General features: G+C 40.6%; 16 protein-coding genes. 13 read left to right on the top strand and 3 right to left on the bottom strand.

Going from position 1 to position 21,732, the window contains the following annotated elements; translation table 11 throughout:
• Window positions 1–40 precede the first annotated feature (40 nt).
• The 4 genes from HMPREF9455_RS17475 to rhaD all read left to right on the top strand — a co-directional run bounded on the left by HMPREF9455_RS17475 (window position 41) and on the right by rhaD (window position 6,543).
• Window positions 41–1,297, top strand: a complete 1,257-nt coding sequence (locus HMPREF9455_RS17475) for an L-rhamnose isomerase (protein ID WP_006801071.1) — start codon at window positions 41–43, stop codon at window positions 1,295–1,297.
• Window positions 1,298–1,377: 80 nt separating this feature from the next.
• On the top strand, window positions 1,378–2,412 hold the full coding sequence (gene rhaT, locus HMPREF9455_RS17470) for an L-rhamnose/proton symporter RhaT (RefSeq protein ID WP_006801070.1): 1,035 nt from the start codon (window positions 1,378–1,380) through the stop codon (window positions 2,410–2,412).
• Between the two features lie 21 nt (window positions 2,413–2,433).
• Window positions 2,434–5,700 (top strand): glycosyl hydrolase, encoded by a 3,267-nt coding sequence (locus HMPREF9455_RS17465; protein WP_006801069.1) that lies wholly within the window; start codon window positions 2,434–2,436, stop codon window positions 5,698–5,700.
• Window positions 5,701–5,733: 33 nt separating this feature from the next.
• Complete coding sequence (gene rhaD, locus HMPREF9455_RS17460; protein WP_006801068.1) at window positions 5,734–6,543, top strand: rhamnulose-1-phosphate aldolase; 810 nt, start codon at window positions 5,734–5,736, stop codon at window positions 6,541–6,543.
• Between the two features lie 106 nt (window positions 6,544–6,649).
• Here rhaD and HMPREF9455_RS17455 read toward each other — a convergent pair whose 3' ends face one another.
• A complete protein-coding gene (locus HMPREF9455_RS17455) occupies window positions 6,650–8,938 on the bottom strand; it encodes a TonB-dependent receptor (RefSeq protein WP_006801067.1) in 2,289 nt (762 codons plus the stop codon).
• 283 nt (window positions 8,939–9,221) lie between these two features.
• On the opposite strand from HMPREF9455_RS17455, the gene HMPREF9455_RS17450 reads away from it, so the two are divergent.
• The 5 genes from HMPREF9455_RS17450 to fabG all read left to right on the top strand — a co-directional run bounded on the left by HMPREF9455_RS17450 (window position 9,222) and on the right by fabG (window position 15,758).
• Window positions 9,222–10,193, top strand: coding sequence for a helix-turn-helix domain-containing protein (locus HMPREF9455_RS17450; protein ID WP_006801066.1), 972 nt, complete (start codon window positions 9,222–9,224; stop codon window positions 10,191–10,193).
• 391 nt (window positions 10,194–10,584) lie between these two features.
• Complete coding sequence (locus HMPREF9455_RS17445) at window positions 10,585–11,775, top strand: glycoside hydrolase family 76 protein (RefSeq protein ID WP_006801065.1); 1,191 nt, start codon at window positions 10,585–10,587, stop codon at window positions 11,773–11,775.
• Between the two features lie 115 nt (window positions 11,776–11,890).
• Window positions 11,891–13,843: a glycoside hydrolase family 97 protein gene (locus tag HMPREF9455_RS17440; protein ID WP_006801064.1), complete on the top strand. Its 1,953-nt coding sequence runs from the start codon at window positions 11,891–11,893 to the stop codon at window positions 13,841–13,843.
• A gap of 539 nt (window positions 13,844–14,382) precedes the next feature.
• Window positions 14,383–14,973: a TetR/AcrR family transcriptional regulator gene (locus HMPREF9455_RS17435; protein WP_006801063.1), complete on the top strand. Its 591-nt coding sequence runs from the start codon at window positions 14,383–14,385 to the stop codon at window positions 14,971–14,973.
• Between the two features lie 38 nt (window positions 14,974–15,011).
• Window positions 15,012–15,758 carry a 3-oxoacyl-[acyl-carrier-protein] reductase gene (gene fabG / locus HMPREF9455_RS17430; RefSeq protein ID WP_006801062.1) on the top strand — a complete coding sequence of 249 codons (747 nt, stop codon included), beginning with the start codon at window positions 15,012–15,014 and terminating at the stop codon, window positions 15,756–15,758.
• 55 nt (window positions 15,759–15,813) lie between these two features.
• On the opposite strand, the gene rlmH is transcribed toward fabG, so the two are convergent.
• Both rlmH and HMPREF9455_RS17420 read right to left on the bottom strand, forming a co-directional pair.
• On the bottom strand, window positions 15,814–16,287 hold the full coding sequence (gene rlmH, locus HMPREF9455_RS17425) for a 23S rRNA (pseudouridine(1915)-N(3))-methyltransferase RlmH (RefSeq protein ID WP_006801061.1): 474 nt from the start codon (window positions 16,285–16,287) through the stop codon (window positions 15,814–15,816).
• 32 nt (window positions 16,288–16,319) lie between these two features.
• Window positions 16,320–17,159 (bottom strand): sugar phosphate isomerase/epimerase family protein, encoded by an 840-nt coding sequence (locus tag HMPREF9455_RS17420; RefSeq protein ID WP_006801060.1) that lies wholly within the window; start codon window positions 17,157–17,159, stop codon window positions 16,320–16,322.
• A 173-nt stretch (window positions 17,160–17,332) separates the two neighbouring features.
• Between HMPREF9455_RS17420 and HMPREF9455_RS17415 the strand changes: the two genes are divergently transcribed.
• From HMPREF9455_RS17415 to HMPREF9455_RS17400, 4 genes are read left to right on the top strand one after another with little or no spacing between them, the layout of a single operon-like run.
• A complete protein-coding gene (locus HMPREF9455_RS17415; protein WP_006801059.1) occupies window positions 17,333–18,199 on the top strand; it encodes a nucleoside phosphorylase in 867 nt (288 codons plus the stop codon).
• Window positions 18,199–18,855, top strand: coding sequence for a SanA/YdcF family protein (locus HMPREF9455_RS17410; protein ID WP_006801058.1), 657 nt, complete (start codon window positions 18,199–18,201; stop codon window positions 18,853–18,855). Before HMPREF9455_RS17415 ends, HMPREF9455_RS17410 begins: the two co-directional genes overlap by 1 nt.
• A gap of 33 nt (window positions 18,856–18,888) precedes the next feature.
• Window positions 18,889–20,037 carry a porin gene (locus HMPREF9455_RS17405; RefSeq protein ID WP_006801057.1) on the top strand — a complete coding sequence of 383 codons (1,149 nt, stop codon included), beginning with the start codon at window positions 18,889–18,891 and terminating at the stop codon, window positions 20,035–20,037.
• Window positions 20,038–20,048: 11 nt separating this feature from the next.
• Window positions 20,049–21,281, top strand: coding sequence for an alpha/beta hydrolase family protein (locus HMPREF9455_RS17400; RefSeq protein ID WP_006801056.1), 1,233 nt, complete (start codon window positions 20,049–20,051; stop codon window positions 21,279–21,281).
• Window positions 21,282–21,732 lie beyond the last annotated feature (451 nt).

The following is a 21,732-nucleotide window of genomic DNA, read 5'->3' as shown; positions in this document are numbered from 1 at the left end:
GAGTCAATTTTGAAATCTTGAAACATTAAATTATATAATCATGAAAAAAAATGAACTGGTACAAAAATCGTACGAAATAGCAAAAGAACGTTATGCTGCAATTGGCGTAGATGTAGACGCAACACTCGAAAAACTGCAAAAGATACAAATATCCATCCACTGCTGGCAGGCGGATGATGTCACAGGATTTGAAAATCTGGGTAATCTCGGTGGAGGCGGTATCCAAGCTACGGGAAACTATCCGGGAAAAGCCCGCAACATCGATGAACTGCGTGCCGATATTGAAAAGGTGCAGACACTGGTAGGCGGCAAACACCGTCTCAACCTGCACGAAATATATGGCGATTTCGGAGGAAAGGTCGTAGACCGTGATGAAGTTGAACCATCCCATTTTACAAGCTGGATGCAATGGGCGAAAGAGAAAGACCTGAAACTGGACTTCAACTCCACATCATTCGGACATCCTAAGAGCGGCGACCTCACTCTGGCCAATCCCGACAAGTCTATCCGTGATTTCTGGATCGAACACACAAAACGTTGCCGTGCCATTTCGGAAGAAATGGGTAAATTCCAGAACGACCCATGCATTATGAATATCTGGGTACATGACGGATCGAAAGATATAACTGTAAACCGTTATCTGTATCGTTCATTACTGGAAAATTCTTTAGACCAGATATTTGCGAAAGAATATAAAAACATGAAAGACTGTATAGAGTCTAAATTATTCGGTATCGCTCTCGAGAGTTATACAGTAGGCTCACATGACTTCTATTTGGGTTATGGGGCTAAAAAACAAAAGATGGTTACACTGGATATGGGACACTTCCATCTGACAGAAAGCGTAGCCGACAAGATTTCATCTTTACTTATCTTCACTCCTGAAATCATGTTACATGTTAGCCGCGCTGTGCGCTGGGATTCAGACCATGTCGTATTGCTTAATGATGAGACTATCGACCTGGCAAAAGAAATCGTACGTGCCGATGCACTGGACAAAGTGCATATCGGACTGGATTTTTTCGATGCTTCCATCAATCGTATCGGTGCCTATGCAATCGGTATCCGCTCTACTCAGAAAGCGTTCCTACAGGGATTGCTCGAGCCGATCGCCAAACTTCGCGAATACGAAGCCAACGGACAATACTTTGAACGTCTCGCGTTGCTCGAAGAAGCTAAGGGCTTGCCTTGGAATGCCGTATGGGATTACTTCTGCCTGAAAAACAATATTGCTGTCGGAGAAGATTATATCGGCGAAATACAGCAGTATGAAAAGGACGTAACATCGAAACGTTAAATTAGTAGTGAGTAGTAAGTTATGAGTAATAAGGCGTAAGCAACTCATAACTTATTACTTATTACTCATAACTAAGAAACATGAATACAATCATAGGGTTAATAATAATTGCAATAGGAAGCCTTGGGCAATCCAGTTCTTATGTACCGATCAATAAAGTCAAAAATTGGTCGTGGGAATGCTTTTGGCTCATACAAGGAATTTTTGCTTGGTTGATTTTTCCTTTAATAGGAGCCTTATTGGCTGTCCCCTCCGGTTTTTCACTTACCGAACTATTGTTTTCCGGAGGGGACACCATATTGAAACCAATAGGATATGGTGTTCTCTGGGGAATAGGAGGACTTACATTCGGCCTTAGTATGCGTTATTTGGGTATTGCTTTGGGGCAATCGCTGGCGCTGGGTACCTGCTCGGCCTTCGGGACATTGATTCCGGCTCTGCTCAAAGGAGAGAACCTTTTTGAAGGCAACGGGCTTATTCTTCTTATCGGAGTATCCATAGCTATTGCAGGTATCGCTATAATCGGATATGCCGGAGCATTGAAATCCCGTAATATGTCGGAGGAGGAAAAGAAAAAGGCGGTAAAGGATTTCGCCCTAAAAAAAGGTATCCTTATCGCGCTTCTCGCAGGGGTAATGAGTGCCTGCTTCAACCTCGGGCTGGAAGCCGGTGCGCCGATCAAGGCTCAATTGCTGGAAGCCGGAGCAAGCACCCTGCTGGCTCTCAACCCGGTTATATTACTTGTTACTACGGGCGGCTTCATCACCAATGCAGTCTATTGCCTTTATCAGAATTATAAGAATAAATCGTTTAGAGATTACACGTCCATCACAGGTGCGAACTGGATAAACAACCTTATGTTCTGTGCTTTGGCCGGCTTGCTTTGGTATTCCCAGTTTTTCGGATTGGGTATCGGTCAGAGCTTCTTTGAGCCGGGTAGTGTAATGATGGCATTCTCGTGGAGTATCCTGATGTCGCTGAACGTATTGTTCAGTAACCTGTGGGGTATTATATTGAAAGAATGGAAAGGTTCGGGGCAGAAGACGATCACTATACTGGTTATAGGGTTGCTTGTACTGATAATTTCTATAATTTTACCTCAGATATTGAAATAAACAGCATCAAAGATCACAGGTATGAAAATTATAAAGTTTTTATATTTAATTACCGGAACATTTTTAATATGTTTCTTTCTGACAAGCTGTTTGTCTTCTGAAAATAAAGAAAATTCCGTTGTAAGTTTTTCAGAAATAGAAAAAAACTTTAAAGATATACCCGGGGAGGTGCAAACCTCTGTATATTGGTATTGGATATCGGACAACATCTCAAAAGAAGGTGTTATAAAAGACCTTGAAGCCATGAAGAAGGTCGGTATTAACAGAGCTTTTATCGGAAATATAGGATTAGGCCCTAATGATATTCCATACGGGAATGTAAAACTGCTCTCCGACGAGTGGTGGGACATAATGCACACTGCACTGAAAAAGGCGACAGAATTAGATATAGAAATAGGAATATTCAATGGCCCGGGCTGGAGCCAGTCGGGAGGCCCCTGGGTAACACCCGGTCAGTCGATGCGCTATCTTGCCGTATCGGAACTGTCCGTTACAGGCCCGCTTGCATTAAGCACGAAGCTGGAAAAGCCGGATGGCGATTTTCAGGATGTAAAAGTTCTGGCTTTTCCTTACGACAAATCACTTCTACCGTTGAACTCTGCAATTGCTAAAATAAAATCGACTCCTCAGATCAGGGATATATCCTACATTGCAGACGGAAATCCCGATACGGGAATCAATTTGGAATCGTTCGGAACCGTTACAGTAGATTTTGAAAATCCGGAACCTTATGTATTAAGGTCTATATCGGTTTTGCCCACCCGGCATCCCATAAACGCGGATATTGAATTATCCGTAAAAGACAGTAACGGGCAATACAACGCTGTCCGAAAATTCAATATCAACCGCACGAATGCAAGCGTACAGGTCGGATTCAACCCATATGGCCCCGTAGTAATGGCTGTTCCGGAAACAGAGAGTAAAGATTTCAGGGTAATATTTACAAACGCGAACCAAAACTGTGGCATAGCGGAACTTTCGTTATCTGCAGAAACATTAGAGGAGCGCTATGTAGAAAAAACGTTAGGCAAAATGTTCCAAAGCCCGCTTCCGTACTGGCATGAATATATGTGGGACAAACAACCCGAAACCGGCAATAAATCATCTCTTGTCGATCCGGCTAAAATCATTGATATTACCCGGTATATGGATAAAGATGGTAATCTGGAGTGGAAAGTTCCGGAAGGCGACTGGAAGATTATCCGTGCGGGAATGGTTCCGACGGGCACACGCAACTCCCCCGCATCGGCTGAAGGTGAAGGTCTGGAAATTGATAAAATGAGTAAAAAGCATGTTGCGGCTCATTTCGACGCATTCATGGGTGAGATAATACGCCGCATTCCTGCCGAAGACAGGAAGACCTGGAAAGTTATAGTGCAGGATAGCTATGAAGTAGGAGGGCAGAACTGGACCGACGGTTTTATTGAAGACTTCAAAAAGAGATATAATTATGATCCCGTTCCTTTTATTCCTGCATTCAGCGGCTATGTAGTCGGCAACCGCGACATCACAGATCGTTTCCTGTGGGATTTAAGACGGCTTGTGGCAGATAAAGTAGCCTATGACTTTGTGGGAGGATTCCGTGAAGCAGGTAGCAAACATGGCTTAAAAACATGGCTCGAAAATTATGGTCATTGGGGATTCCCCGGTGAATTTTTGCAGTATGGCGGCCAGTCGGACGAGATAGGTGGCGAATTCTGGAGCGAAGGCACCCTTGGCGATATAGAAAACAAGGCGGCTTCTTCCTGCGGGCATATTTATGGCAAAAAGAAGATCTTCGCGGAGTCCTTTACTGCGGGAGGCGCCCATTTTGCCCGTTACCCGGAGTTGCTGAAGCAGCGTGGCGACCGTTTTTTTACAGAAGGCATAAATAGTACACTGTTGCATGTGTATGTTCACCAGCCTTATGAGGATAAAAACCCGGGCATGAACGCATGGTTCGGAAATGAATTTAACCGTAAGAATACATGGTTCTATGATATGGATATATTTCTCCGGTACCTGAAACGGTGCAATTATATGTTACAGCAGGGCACTTATGTCGCCGATGTGGCTTATTTTATAGGTGAAGACGCCCCTAAAATGACCGGAGTCTGTGATCCTGCCTTACCGAAAGGTTATTCTTTTGACTATATAAACGCGGAAGTTTTAATGACACGGGCTCAGGTAAAAGACGGTTATATCGTATTACCGGACGGAATGAAATATAAAGTGCTCGTATTGCCCCGGCAGGAAACAATGCGACCTGAACTCTTAAAGAGAATATCCCAACTAGTGAATGACGGCGCGGTAGTTATAGGCCCTGCACCCACACGATCTCCAAGTTACGAGAATTATCCCGCGGCGGACAATGAAGTGAAACAGCTTGCTGCTTCTCTATGGAATGGTATAGATGGAATAAATACCAGATATGCAAAAACCGGAAAAGGTATGATCGCCTCCGGTATGGAGATGCAGGAGTTATTTGACATGCTGAAAATAATTCCGGATTTTAAAACCGGACAGGATGATCCTGTACTGTTTATCCATCGTACACAAAATGACGGGGATATGTACTTTCTATCAAACCAGTCGGGACAAACGATCTCCATAAATCCTGAATTCAGGATAGAAGGGAAAATACCGGAATTGTGGGACCCTTTGACGGCTACTGTCCGGAAGCTGAAAGCATATACAGTAAAAGACGGCAAAACCATATTACCCCTTAAACTGGAACCTACCGAAAGCGCTTTCATTATATTCCGTGAACCTTCTAAGGAATCACCGGGAGGAGACGTGAATATAAATTACCCGGCGCCGGAACCTGTACAACCTGTTGTTTCTCCGTGGACTGTTACTTTCGACTCAAAAATGAGAGGCCCAGTAAAACCCGTAGTAATGAATACGCTTCAGGACTGGACGCTATCAGATAATGACAGTATAAAATATTACTCCGGAACAGCCGTCTATAAGAATAATGTGACATTAGCAAACATTGCGAAAGACAAATCCTATTATCTCGATTTAGGTAAAACAATGGTAATGGCTAAAGTCTCCGTAAACGGCAAATATGCAGGTGGTGTATGGACAGCGCCGTGGCGGGTAGAAATCGGCAACTATATAAATGAAGGAGAAAACAGTATAGAAATATCGGTTGTCAATAACTGGGTAAACCGTCTGACCGGGGACAGTATGCTTCCGGAAGATCAGCGTCAGACCTGGTGCCCTGTCAATCCGTATAATAAAGACAGCGGATTACAATCATCCGGCCTGCTGGGTCCCGTATCTGTCTATACTATCTCTTATTGAAAAGATAATTACAGAAATTATAATATTATAAAAATGAAATCAATATTGGAAAATCGCCCCGAACTCGCCAAACGGGTAAATGAAGTTGCCGAAGTAGCCGGCTACCTGTGGCAGAAAGGATGGGCTGAACGTAACGGTGGAAATATCACGATCAATATTACCGATGTGGTAGACGATGAAATACGGAATATGAAGCCCATAAGCGAAGTGATGCAGATAGGAAAGCCTCTTCCGCATCTCAAAGGCTGCTATTTCTTCTGCAAAGGTACAAACAGGCGTATGCGCGACCTTGCTCGCTGGCCGATGGAAAATGCATCCGTTATTCGGATTCTCGACGACTGTGCCAGCTATGTGATAATAGCGGATAATCCGGTGAAGCCGACCTCTGAGCTTCCGTCACATTTATCGATGCACAATTACCAGATAGGAATAGGCTCGGGTTATAAAGCGGCGTTGCATACGCATCCTATCGACCTGATAGCAATGACTCATAATCCCGCTTTCCTCGAAAAAGACAAGCTTACCTACCTGCTCTGGAGTATGATTCCCGAAACACGGGCGTTCTGTCCGAAAGGCCTGGGTATCATCCCGTACAAAATGCCAAGCTCGATGGAACTGGCAGATGCCACGGTGGAAATGCTGAAAGACTACGATGTGGTGATGTGGGAAAAGCACGGGGTCTGCTCTGTCAGTGAAAACATAATGGAGGCTTTCGACATGGTGGATACCTTATCCAAATCCGCACAGATTTACCTGACAGCCAAATCGATGGGATTCGAGCCGGAAGGTACGTCCATGAAGGATATGGAAGCGTTGAAAGTCGCGTTCAACCTGCCAAAATAAAAGAAATACAAATTGAATTATCGCTCGTAGGGGCGAATAAATATTCGCCCGTTGATTGTTGCGGGCGAATATTTATTCGCCCCTACATCAAAATACATTCAATCAACTACAATGCAATTTTCAGCGAAGCCCCCCAGCGCATCGGCTTTCCTTTTTGTGCAAAATAGTCGCCCATAGATTCGAACAGGAACGTATTATAATCCCTGTCGAGGATATTCTTTCCCCACAATTCGAGTGTAAATATACTTTTATCCAATGCCAGATGAGCGTTGAGTGTACCGTAAAAGCCTTGGGACATATCATTATCCTCAGCCCAGTATACTTTGCCTACTCCTGCAAAGTTGGTATCGAATGTGATCTTATCAAGGATTGTATTATGTTTGAAATCGTAAGAAATACTGCCGCCTATACTGAATGTAGAACTTGGAGCAAAAGGAATATGATTTCCTGTATAATCGTGGATAACAGTCCCTTCTTTATCCCTTATTTTATAATCCTTGAATGTGGCATCGGCTAATCCGTAGCTTGCATAAAGATAAAAGCCATTGCAGGGACGGGCTTTTATCCCGACTTCCAGGCCTTTGCTCTCTGCTTTGCCGGCATTGCTTACCATACGTCCGCCCCCGGTCTTTATAAACTGGGTAATCTGCACATCGCGTACATCCATATAATACAACGCAACATTGGCAGATAAAGTATTACTGATTATATCGGCCTGTCCTCCCAATTCGTAATTCCAGCTATATTCAGGGTCATATGAAATACGCTCATTTATCGGAGTATTATCCTCTGAAGGCTGAGCTCCCGGCATACTGTTTTTCATCGCTTCCTCTAAGGCTTCCTGTAATAAATCGGCAAATATCTGGATATTGTGTCCACCGGCTTTATACCCTTTAGATGCTGACGCATATACATATGAGTCAGGGTTGAACTGGTATTTCAGAACACCTTTCGGCAATAATTCCAGATAGTCGGAAGATGAACTGCCTACAAGCTCTGTGGCAACCCTATCGGATATTACAGGCCTGCCCGGCCCTGTATTTATATCAAATCCGGCAGAGGTATAGGCATTATAATCCAGTTTTGTCTTTTCATAATCGAGGCGTAATCCCAACGTGGCAGAGAAGCCTTTTAGTCCGAACAGGTTATTGAATGTCGATTGATGAAAGGCTGCCAATCCGTAAATAGGGCGCTTGTACTCACCATTCAGATCAATCTGATTATCGGTAAAAGTAATGGGTGCCCCTGCGTTTGTCAACGGGTCTTGCAGAAAACGCTTTATCCCGTCTTTCATCATATATACAGGAGGCGTGTTGTGCAGGTAATCGTAAAAACCATATCCGCCGAACGACCATTGATAATCGGAAGCGCTCACCGATTTTACAGTGACTTCCTGACTCAATGAATTCTGGCGCTGACGCTGGTTTATCTGAAAAAGGGACAAAGGCGTATAATCCTGATCCATATTCATTTCATCATTGAGATATTGATATCCGGTTGTGGAATTTATCTCGTAGTTGTTACCTGTATATTTCAGGGCCAGTCCGTTTGTTACGAGCCTGCGCTTGTAGTAGCCTTCCGAATCATAATTTATATCCCCTGTTGCTACATTCGCATAAGGAAAAGCTCCCTGATCTACATAATCGAAACTCAGACTGTAATTCAATGAAAGACGTGAGGTTATGTCCCATACGAACTTAGCCCGGGCTCCTGTATTCTTCAGGTCATCGGCCTTTTTGCCTGTATATAGATTGGTGAAATATCCGTTATCCTGGCGGTAATAGGCTCCGACAGAGAGTCCCGTTTTATTATTCAGCCTCTGATAATGGGACGCATTGGCCGTGAACAAGCCATAATTTCCTCCACCTACCCTAACACTCGTACCTTCATATGTCAAAGGTGAATAAGTGTAAATATTCATAATACCCCCCATTGCATTGCGGCCATAGAGTGTACCCTGTGTACCTCTCAACACCTCTATCCGCTGTATATCGAATAATTCTGTATCGAAAGATGTCGTATTAAAATACGGAATATTGTCCACATACATACTCACCGTCTGGTCGCCTGACCGTGCGCCTATCCCCCGTATATAAACAGGTGCAGTCATTTTAGAACCATAATCCGCAGCGAAATAGTTAGGCACAATAGCGCTCAGGTCTTTCAGGGAATGTACCTGTAATGCATCCAGATTTTTTGGAGAGAAAACTGAAACTGCGGCCGGCAAAGATTTCAGGCTGTTGGTTTCTTTCGTAGTGGAAAGGATAACTATATCATTTTTCAACTCTGTATATAATGTATCTTTTGGCAATTCACCTTTTGCAAAAAGAGGAATGGTCGATACAGATAGTAACATTATCAATAATGTATTTTTCATATAAGAATGTTGTCTCATAAATTATATTTATTGGAATGCACAAAGTAATATATTCTCTTTATTTCCAACAATCACTAGATGTAGTGATTTAATAGTATGAATAAAAAATCCCCTTTTATTCATCTACTCTTCATGCATGATTTTTTTTGAAAACAAATAGTTTTCGGTATAAATAAATTCATGAATTTTCTACATCTTTGTTCATACAATATATAATAGAGTTTTACTCGATCCATTTATTTCAACGATTTTCAAAACATTTTATCCGAAAAGGGGTTATTATCTCATACAAGAAAACATTATGAAGAATATATTATTGAGCGATAAACTTATCGCTGCTATACAAGACTATATGCCTGTGAACCAAAAATCAGTTCCGTTCCTTATGGACATACTGGATATAAGCAGAGAATCGGCCTATCGCAGAGTCAGAGGAGACATACCGCTCACATTGGAGGAAGCGGCAATAATATCTGCCAAACTTGGGCTGTCCCTTGACGAATTAGTAGGACAAAACAGTAAAGAACGTGCCTTTTTCGATTTGAATGTAAGCAAGACTCCGGAAGCCACAGAAACTTATTCACAGATCATAAACAATATCAACAACATTTATGAGAAGATACGAAAAGCAAAGTCGTCTGAAGTAATTATTGCAAATAACAGAGTATCTATCGTTCTGACAGCGAATTATGAATACATTAAAAAATTCAGGTATTTCAAATGGGTTCATCAAACCCATAATGTACCTCTCAATTTCTACTTTTCGGAATTAGAGGTCCCATCTCAACTGAATGCAGACTATAAAAAATACGCGTATAATTATCTGAGATTAAATAATATCACCTTAATAATAGATAAAAATGTTTTTTCATCTTTAATAGACGAGATGTTATATTATTACAGAAGAAACCTTATAGACAAAGAGGAATTGAAAGCGATGCAGGAAGAGTTGCGGCAAATAGTCAACGAACTGGAGCAGATATTACAAACCGGAACCAATAAGGCAGGTGTAAATATGCTTATTTATCTATCAGCGCTAAATATTGAATCTAATTATTCCTATCTTGAATACGATGGGAATGTATGTTCACAGTTCTGGGTATATACAGTAAACCCGATAATGGTATTCAATCACGAAGCCTGCGCTATCCAGAAAAAATGGCTCGAATCGTTAATGAAATATTCTACTCTGATAACAAAGTCAAACGAACTCTTACAGGCTGAGTTCCTAAATTCCCAAAGAGAGTATATAGAGGCCATGATCTCCGACTGAAAAAGATTACAAGGGGAATAATACGACAGAACAAACTATCTAGTGACAAGACATTTATAGATTATCAAACTCCATATCAACGGACTTAACAAAGATAGATCTTACAAAAACATTCTTTTGCAGATATCACATAATTTTAGTATCATTGCAAGCTATTTGTCATCATCATACTTATCTGTTCATATATTTAAAGAATATATTTGCCGGTATGCATCATTTTGCAAATAAGTACCCGAAAATTAACGATTAACATTTAATACCTGTGCTTAGACCGGTTTCGGTTTTTATAGCATTGTTTCACCTTTGTATAAGAAATAGGAACAAGCCAATATCATATCTTTAGATATGCAACCTATGGAACAAAATATTTCAACAAACAAAAATAAGGTAAATGAAAAGGACATCCATTTTTTTTAGTTTAATCATCAGTATCTGCGCCTTTAGCAATTGTAATAAAAAAGAAGCATCAAACATCCCCTCTAATAAAGAAAGAGCCCGGCTTACACTCGATTCCCTTTATCAGAATTATTCGGCTCCGAATACGAATCTTCTACGGGAAAATTATCCGTTCGATGAAGCATACATGGCCACATATCTGGCTTCTTCAGAACAGGCCAATACCCCCAACCAGTATTCCTACCTGTGGCCCTATTCCGGTACATTCTCTGCTGTAAACGCATTGTTTGAAGCAACAAATGACAAAAAATACCAACAAATACTGGACACCAAAGTACTTCCGGGACTGGAAGAGTATTTCGATCTGAAAAGAAATCCTCCGGGATATGCCTCCTATATCAATACCGCTCCACGATCGGACCGTTTCTACGATGATAATGTATGGCTGGGTATCGACTTTACTGACACTTATATGATGACTAACGAGCCTAAATATCTTGATAAGGCAAAGCTTATCTGGACTTTCGTAGCCAGCGGTATCGACGATAAACTGGACGGTGGCATCTATTGGTGCGAACAGAAAAAAGAATCAAAAAATACCTGTTCGAACGCCCCGGGTTCTGTCTTTGCACTGAAACTTTTCGAATCCACAAAAGACAGCACATACTTCCATTTTGGAAAAAACCTGTATGACTGGACCAAAAAGCATTTACAGGATACATCAGACTATCTTTACTATGACAATGTGAGGCTGGACGGCAAAATAGGCGAAGCAAAATATGCTTACAACAGTGGGCAGATGATGCAATCTGCGGCGCTCTTATATAAATTTACAAAGGATGAAACATATCTCTCCGAGGCTCAGAATATAGCCGGGTCATGCTACAATCACTTCTTTACCGATTTCACCTCACCGGAGGGCGAACAGTTCAGATTACTGAAGAAAGGCGACGTCTGGTTTATAGCTGTTATGCTAAGAGGTTTTATAGAACTATATCATCTGGACAACAACAAGACCTATATAGACGCCTTCGATAAGAATCTGGATTATGCATGGGCACACACCCGCGACAATAACGGGCTCTTCAATACCGACTGGAGCGGAGAAAAGAAGGATGACAAAAAATGGTTATTGACACAGGCTGCTATGGTTGAAATGTATGCACGGATAGGAGCTATAAAATAATTAAGAATGAATAATTAAGAATCAAGAGTGCTGTGAATGACATGTAACTTATGATTCTTAATTTATAATTTATAACTTATAAATCAATAACACCCCTTAAAATTTAACGACCGGAATGAAAAAAATCTTACTCACAGTTTTATTGATAAACTGCTTCGCATTATACTTGCATGCGCAGAAACAAACAGAACTGTCGTCTCCGAACGGAGAACTCAAGGTATCATTAAATATATCCGATAAGATATATTATAATATTTCGTACAATAGTGATACATTATTAACAAATAATTATTTACAGCTAAACCTTAGAAACGACACTCTGGGGCAAAAGCCCAAATTAGCGAAACAAAAACGGTCACAGGTAAAATCGGAAAGCAAACCTGTTGTCCCATTGAAGTTTTCAACTGTAAAAGATGAGTATAACCAACTCCTGCTTACATTCAAAGGCGATTATTCAATCGAATTCCGTGCCTATAATGATGGAATTGCTTACCGCTTTATTACAAATAAGAAAACGGAAGTAGAAGTATTAGGTGAAGACTTCGTTGTAAACTTCCCAGCCGGCTATCTGCTGCACCTGCAACAGCCGGGCAGTTTCAAAACTGCATATGAGGAACCCTATACACACATAGAAAGTACAGACTGGAAAGCCTCGGATAAGATGGCTGTACTCCCTGTATTGATAGATACAAAGAAGCAATACAAAATACTTATCTCGGAATCCGACCTGTCTGATTATCCATGCCTGTTTCTTAAAGGCACAGGCACTAACGGTATGCAATCGGTATTCCCCAAAGTCCCCCTTGAATTTGGTGACGACGGTGACCGCAGTGTAAAGCTGCTCAAAGAAGCCGATTATATCGCCAAGGCGTCCGGAAAAAGGAATTATCCGTGGCGTTATTTTGTGATAACAAAAGACGATAAACAACTGATAGAAAACACCATGACATACAACCTTGCGACTAAAAGCCAACTGCAAGACGTATCATGGATAAAACCCGGACAGGTAAGCTGGGAATGGTGGAATGATGCATCGCCTTACGGCCCGGATGTAAATTTTGTTGCGGGATACAATCTGGAAACATATAAGTACTATATAGATTTCGCTTCTAAGTTCGGAATCCCTTATATTATTATGGATGAAGGCTGGGCAATGAGTACCCGCGATCCTTACACACCGAATCCGAAAGTAGATGTACATGAACTGATCCGCTACGGAAAAGAAAAGAATGTAGGCATTGTACTCTGGCTTACATGGCTGGTTGTAGAAAACAATTTCGAGATATTCAAGACGTTTCAGGAATGGGGTGTAAAGGGTGTAAAAATCGACTTCATGGACAGAAGCGACCAGTGGATGGTAAACTATTACGAAAGAGTGGCAAAAGAAGCCGCGAAGTACAATATCCTTGTTGATTTTCACGGCTCTTTCAAACCGGCCGGACTGGAATATAAGTATCCGAACGTACTCTCTTACGAGGGCGTAAGAGGAATGGAGCAAATGGGCGGCTGTACTCCCGACAACAGTGTTTATTTTCCGTTTATGCGTAATGCCGTAGGGCCTATGGATTATACACCGGGAGCCATGATCAGCATGCAACCGAATGTATATTGCGGACAAAGGCCGAATTCTGCGAGTATAGGAACACGTGCTTATCAGCTGGCGCTATTTGTAATCTTCGAAAGCGGGCTACAAATGTTAGCGGATAATCCTACTTTATACTACCGCAATGAGGATTGCACAAAGTTCATCACACAAGTGCCTACCACATGGGACGAAACTAAAGCTTTAGCGGCGCAGGCAGGAGAATACGCGATAGTAGCTAAACGCAAGGGTGATAAATGGTATATCGGCGGTATGACTAACAATAAAGAAACCTCCCGTGAATTTGAACTGGACCTGAACTTTCTAAACAATGGAAAAACGTATACAATGACGTCTTTTGAGGATGGCATTAATGCGGGACGTCAGGCGATGGATTATCGAAAAAAATCATCAAGTGTGAAATCAGGGGACAAAATAAAGATCAACATGGCAAGAAACGGGGGCTTTGCTGCCGTTATAGAATAAGATTATAAGGCAAAAGGACAATAAACTTTTTTATTTACAACAGATAACCTCAAGTCTTTGGCTTGAGGTTATTTGCATAATACAGAGATCCCTTTATCTATATATACGAGCCTTTAATAGCCGGAGTTCTTTGAAAGATTGAAATAAGTAGTAAGTTTTAAGTAATAAGTTGAAAAAGTGACAATAAAAATTGTGTGAAAAGTCGTCAGATTTGTCAAGTTTTGTACATAAGCTATCAGCTAAAAGCTAAAAATGTGTTACATTTGTTATCTTTTAACAAGTAGTAAGTTGGAAGTTGTATGAGATACGAATAAACAAGACACGAGATACAAGTTGTTAACTGATGACTGACAAGTTAATTTTTAATTATTCATTCTTAATTTTTAATTGCTTTCCTGTTACCTTTTCCAATAGAAGCGACCAGATTCCATTTTCTCACATTTCCTAAGAAAAACTGATAAAAACATCTAAAATCTTATATATTCAATATTTTTATGCTAAATTTGCACACTTAGAATATTTGTGTGCAGTTTTAATATATGGCCATAAACAAAACCCGAAATATATTAATTGACGTAGCTCGTCAACTATTCGCAAAACTGGGTGTGGATAACACAACCATGAATGATATTGCTGTGGCTTCGCATAAAGGCCGCCGTACATTATATACATACTTCAACAATAAGAATGAGGTTTACCAGGCAGTACTGGAAACAGAGCTTGACCAGATGTATCACGCCCTGCAATCGGTAGCGAGCAAGAAACTTCCTGCCGATGAAAAGCTTCTCCTTTTCTTTTATACCCGGTTCGATGCAGTAAAAAATGTTGTAGTGCGAAATGGTACGCTAAAAGCTGACTTTTTCCGCGACATATGGCGCGTGCAGAACGTTCGCAAGTCATTCGACATAAAAGAAATCCAGGTACTTAATGATATATTGACCAAAGGTGTAGAAGAGGGAACTTTCGAGATGCCCGATACACAAGCCACTGCCGAGATACTTCACCATGCACTGAAAGGCTTAGAGGTCCCATACATAAGAGGGCAGATTAGAGCAGAGAGCCTGAAAACAGAATCTCAGCGCGAAAATATAGCCTATCTGATATTCGAAGGAATCAAAAAGAAGAAATGAGAATCAACTGAATTTATATTTAATTTACATTTTAAATTATGAAATTACTTGAAGGTAAAACTGCTGTCATTACAGGTGCAGCCCGCGGCATAGGTAAAGCCATTGCCCTAAAATATGCAGAACAAGGTGCAAATGTTGCATTCACCGATTTAGCGATAGATGATAACGCAAAAGCTACTGAAGCAGAAATTGCTGCTTTCGGAGTGAAAGCTAAAGGATACGCATCTAATGCTGCAAACTTCGACGATACACATAAAGTAGTAGAAGAAATAATGAAAGACTTTGGGAAGATCGATATCCTTGTAAACAACGCAGGTATTACCCGCGACGGCTTGATGATGCGTATGAGCGAACAACAATGGGATATGGTTATCAATATCAACCTGAAATCAGCATTCAACTTCATCCATGCCGTCACTCCTATCATGATGAAACAGAAAGGCGGCAGCATTATCAATATGAGCTCAGTTGTAGGTCTTTCAGGTAATGCAGGACAAACCAATTATTCTGCGTCTAAAGCCGGCATGATCGGATTGGCTAAATCAATAGCTAAAGAGGTAGGTTCGAGAGGCATTCGTGCCAATTGCATCTGTCCGGGATTCATCATTACAGAAATGACTGGCGTATTGTCTGACGAAGTAAAACAAAAGTGGGCGGAACAAATTCCATTGCGTCGCGGTGGTACTCCGGAAGATGTGGCTAATGTAGCTGTATTCTTAGGTTCTGATTTATCTTCGTATGTTAGCGGACAGGCTATCCCTGTTTGCGGCGGTATGAATATGTAAGATTTATATCTATATAAGGAAACGGGTTCAACTTATAGCTGAACCCGTTCTTATTTTATTCGTGATGATAGGGCTCATTATTCAAAATTGTCATGGCCCTATATAGCTGCTCTACAAATATCAGCCGCACCATCTGATGCGAAAAAGTCATACGCGAAAGGGTCAGCTTTTCATTCGCCTTATCATACACACTTCGGGCAAAGCCGTAAGGGCCGCCAATCAGAAAGACAAGTCGTTTGGCTACCGTATGTGTCTTCTTTTCAATATAAGCGGCGAATTGCATGGATGTATATTCTTTTCCCTTGTCATCCAGTAAGACCAGATAATCACCCGCTTGCAGGCTCCTGAGGATAAGTTCTCCTTCTTTTTCTTTCTGCTGATCGGCAGTAAGGCTCTTTGTATTCTTTATATCAGGTATAACCTGTATCTCGAAAGGAATATAATGCTCGAGCCGTTTCTGATACTCACTGACAGCATCGATAAAATAGCCGGCATCCGTTTTGCCTATAACAAGAAGGGTAATTTTCATTTGAATAATTTTATCCTGCAAAAATAAGGATTTTACTTCGTAGCATCTATCACCCCTCTAAAATAACCGATAGATTCGGCTATCCCCGCCAGAGGAGTTTTCATATTACGTTCATACTCCAGGCTACAAGCTCCATCGTACTTTACCTCGCGAAGCATACGCACAAATGCGGGAATATCTATAACGCCGCGTCCTATTTCTCCGGTTTTACCTTCTTTACTGGCAGCAGTCGTATTCTTCATATGAATATCAAACACACGGTCTTTGTACTTCTTCAGATCGGCGATGGGATCTTGTCCGTCACGGGCATCATGGCCAATATCGAGACACATACCAATACGCGGATCCAAGTCTTTTACATTCTCGTAAATATCGGTAGCATTCGGATATAACTTGATATCAGGCCCATGCAGATGAATGGCATACTTGAAGTCATACTCTTTCACTTTCTGGTCAACATAGGGCAATACCTCATGATTAGGTACGCCGACAATTAACTTCACCCCTACCCTCTTAGCATAATCGAAAGCGCGGTCTACTTCCTCCTTTGTTTTCATATAGATAGGTCCTACGGCATATCCGGTGACGTTATGAGCCGCGAGTTTTGCATGAAATGCTGCAATCTCCTCATCGGTACTGGCCAGAGGCAGATGAAAGTCTTTAATGCAGAGATAATGGACATCTACTTCCTGCATCATCTTCAATGTCTCATCCAGATTGAAGTTAACAAAGGTATAACCTGCAATGGCAACTTTGAACAGTTCCCCGTCATCCCTTAAGTTTCTTTCCGGTTCTTTTGCATACAGGCTGCTACCGGAAAGGAATATGCAACTGCAAATGATTGATAAAAATACGCTTAGTTTTCTTTTCATGGTTATTATCATTTATATATTCAATTTATCTATAAGGAAAGAATAGCTCTTGAGTGTCTCACAAAGTTAAAAATAAAATCAGATTTGTTAAGTCTTTACTTTATATCATTTACAATCTCCCTGATGAACAAAATTGCATATCTTTGCATTTCAAAATACTAAATGGATAAATTATGCGAATAATACCTGATTCAGAATTGATTATCAATAGCGACGGCAGCGTATTCCATCTTCACATAAAACCGGAACAACTATCAGATAAGATAATAATGATGGGCGATCCTGAAAGAGTTACCCTCACAGCTTCGTTTTTCGACACTATAGAATGTAACATACAAAGCCGCGAGTTTCATACCATTACAGGAACTTACAAAGGCAAACGCATAACAGCCATATCACATGGCATTGGGCCTGATAATATAGATATTGTTCTCACTGAGCTGGACGCCTTAGCCAATGTGGACTTCAATACCCGTGAAGTAAAGAAAGGCTTCAAACAACTGACAATGGTACGGGTCGGGACATCAGGCGGATTACAACCATACTGTCCGATAGGATCATATGTAGTAGCGGCTAAATCGATCGGATTCGATGGTGTACTGAATTATTATGACGGACGAAACAGTATCACTTTGAACGATTTTGAAGCGGCATTCAAAAAACATGTAGGCTGGAATCCTCAACATTGTGCGCCTTATGTGATCAAAGCGGATGAAAGCCTTGTGGAACAAGTGGGACACGATATGATAAAAGGTGTGACTATTTCAGCTATCGGTTTTTATGGCCCGCAGGGACGGCATGTGCGCATACCTCTGGCCAATCCCGATCTGAACAGCAAGATAGAAACATTCCGCTTCGGGGAAGATATGATAACCAATTATGAAATGGAAAGTGCTCCGCTCGCAGGATTAGGGCGACTGATGGGACATCGCGCCATGACTGTATGTACAATTATCGCCAACCGCCTTGCCGGCGAATCAAACGCTAATTATAAAGGTTCGATAGAAGATTTAATCAAAAAAGTACTAGACCGCATTTAATGGAGCCTTACACGAAAAAGAAATTAACTAAAGTTTTGTTGATAATACTTATACCTCTGATAATTATCGGACTGGCAATCCTCTTTGCTAACTGGAAGATCCCCCATGACACCAAGAATTACGTCTTTAACCACACTGATAGTATTCCGCCACAAAAGGCTGCATTAGTATTGGGAGCAGCCAGATATATAGGAGGCCGCCAGAATTTATACTTTACATACCGCATCCGGGCAGCCAAAGAGCTATACGATGCCGGAAAGGTAAAGGCTTTTGTTGTGAGTGGAGATAACAGCACAAAAGACTACAATGAAGCTCAGGATATGCATGATGCTTTAGTAGAAGCCGGAGTACCCGGAGACATTATATACATGGATTACGCAGGACTGCGCACACTAGACTCAGTAGTGAGAATGAGTGAGATATTCGGACAAAAATCTTTTATTATCGTATCTCAGGAGTTTCATAACGAAAGAGCTATATTCCTTGCTCAATATTACGGATTGGAGGCATACGGATACAATGCAAAAGATATTGATCTGAACCGCTTTTCGTACCGTACTAAAATAAGAGAATTATTTGCGCGGGTGAAAGTCTTTGTCGACATCATTACGGGCAAAGGGCCAAAATATCTTGGTGAACCTATAAATATCAATTAATTTATATAAATAATAAACCATTCAAAAGACTTTATGAAGAAACTGCTACTTGTACTCTCTTTATTTACAGCATGCTCTTTGACTTACTCACAAGATTCGAACAGTGAACTTCTAAAAAAATTAGTAGAGAAGAATATACTCACACAAGATGAAGCCGATTCTTTACAGGTATCATCAAATAAGAATACCGGGAATAGTTCGCTTTCCCAATCCGTAGATAAAATAAGACAGGCATTCAATACCCCATATATGCAATTCGGGGGATATGGTTTGTTGATGTATAAGTATAGTGATGTAAACAAAGTAAAGCATGACCTGAGTACCAGAGTCGTTTTCCTGCATATGCAAGGGCAAATCTTCAAAGATCTCAAATACTTTGTAATGATGGAGTTTGTGAACCCTACACTGACTGAATATTATGTAGACTGGACTCCTTCGAGCAGTTTTAATCTTAGGATAGGACAAATGAAAACCCCTTTTTCTCTCGAAAATCAATTCTCTCTTACCGCTCTTGAGTCAATCACCAATACACGTTCCGTCTCAGCATTTGCGGGCATGGGTGACGATGTTTTAAAATTACAAAACAACAGAAATAACATCGGACGCGACATGGGTATTAAAGCATCCGGCAGCCTCATCAATACCGGTACTCACGACCTTCTCGAATATGGGCTTGGTATATATCAAGGAACAGGACTTATTACCAATGAAACAAACAATTCGAAAGATTTTACAGCTAATATTATGTTGCAACCTGTAAAGGGATTCCACATAGGTGGTGGCGGATATTTTGGCGAAGCTACGTATATAAAGGCTGGAGATAGTGAAAGAAACGACCATGTCCGGAATCGTTGGATTGTCAGTTCAGATTATAAAAACGACAGGTTATACGCACGCGCCGAATGGATAAAAGCCAATGATGGAGGTATTGCCAAAGAGGGTATCCACGGTGTGGGACTATGGTACTTTATACCCGAAAAGTTAAATGCATTCGCAAAAATTGATTATCTGAATCAGAATAAGGAGATTAATAATGAAGTGATGGATTATACTCTGGGTATAAATTATTACTTTTACAAATCGTGCCGCTTCCAACTCAACTATACCTATTCCGATTATTCATCTAAATGGAATGCTCCAAATTCGAATATTGTTTTAGGGCAGATGCAAATTGTATTCTAAAATATACACTGATGAAGAACTTTATAAACAAACTCATTTCATGTTTTCTTTTACCATTATTGGTAATATCCTGTAATATCAATAGCCAATCATCACTGATAAAAAGTGAAAACACAATAAAGACAATAAAGGCCGATGTTATCAGAGAAAATTACAGGCAATACCTAAAAAACAGCCTGAAACTATCAGATTCTGTTTTAACGGATGAATTACGAAAGATAAAATATGATATCACTTTCACAAAGGTAACATATGAGGCAACAGACCCGTTCGGGAAAACAAAGATATTGTCGGGACTTATTGGCTATCCGGTTTTACCTGCCGGAGATAAAGATAAACAATTAAGCATTGTCTCCATCCAGCATGGAACACTGTTTGATGAGTCCGACGCCCCATCCCTTAATAAATTTAAAGATGCCACTACTGTAAAAGATGCTTTAAGCCTTATCCCTGCTACCCACGAAAATGGGTATATTGTAGTAGTTCCCGACTATTTCGGTTATGGTGCAAACGAAAAGGACATGCATTATTATGAAGTAAGATCATCATTGGCAGAAGCCGCCCGGAAGCTAATCGAAGCTGTCCCATCATTTGCACAGGATAAGTCTCTACATATCAATCTTACTAAGCTGTTCCTTTTCGGTTATTCCGAAGGCGGCTTTGCTACAATGTCGACACTGAAGTCGTTCAGTGAAAACCCCGGAAATTTTACCGATATAACAACTGTTGCCGGAGCAGGAGCTTATGATAAAGTAGAAACAGCAACCCATGTGATTCAGCAAACATCCGGCGACTCGCCCTATTTCACAGCATCCTATCTATGGGTATTGCTTACATATAACAAAGTATATAATATAAACCGAAACTTAAATCAGTTGGTACAACCGGAGATAGAGTCTGTTGTGAAAAAATATACCGAAACTGACAAAATCATGCAGGAACAGCAAATTCCTTCTGTTCCTTCAAAAGCATTTAATCCTATTTTTGTGAAAGGTATTTCAGAAAAAACTGATGAGGCTTTTATAAAAGCTTTAATAGACAATGATGTAAGTAATTTCGAAGCAAAAGGAACAGTAGTCCTTGTTCATGGAACAAAAGACACATGGGTACCGACTTTCAACACAGAATTAGCATATGACCGTCTACAAAAAAGAGGAGTAAATGTCAGCACACATTATTTTGAAGGAGGAACACATTCTACCACCTATCCTATCTTTGTTCTCAAAGCATTAAAGAACTTATAATCTAAGTAAAAGACTTACTGAATATAGAATATCTGGGGGCGGAAAGTCTATTCAGACTGTTAAGATTAATGATAAGTTTTTAGTTATACAGAAACTTACTAAATGAAATTTTATTGCATCTGAATTTCACATTCACCGTTTAAATTGTAAAAAATTAACACCTCCTTACACTAGCATTAAAATATTTTAATATCTTTGCTGTATCAAACTATAGAAGAATTATCTGAAGTAGAGACTAACTATATGATTAGCCGTACTTAATCTCTCTTCTCAAATTATAAAATCAAGATGAACCCTCAGTTAATATGGCCCTAAGAAACCAAATCAACGAAAAAATATCAACTTTACTCTTTATTCTTCCTGTTGAAAATTTGGAGGTTAGCCATATTTTGTTAGAGAGAGAGAGAGAGAGAGAGAGAGAGAGAGAGAGAGAGAGAGAGAGAGAGAGAGA

Source organism: Dysgonomonas gadei ATCC BAA-286 (assembly GCF_000213555.1).
Classification (GTDB): Bacteria; Bacteroidota; Bacteroidia; order Bacteroidales; family Dysgonomonadaceae; genus Dysgonomonas; species Dysgonomonas gadei.
This window is presented reverse-complemented; position numbering and strand designations above follow the sequence as displayed.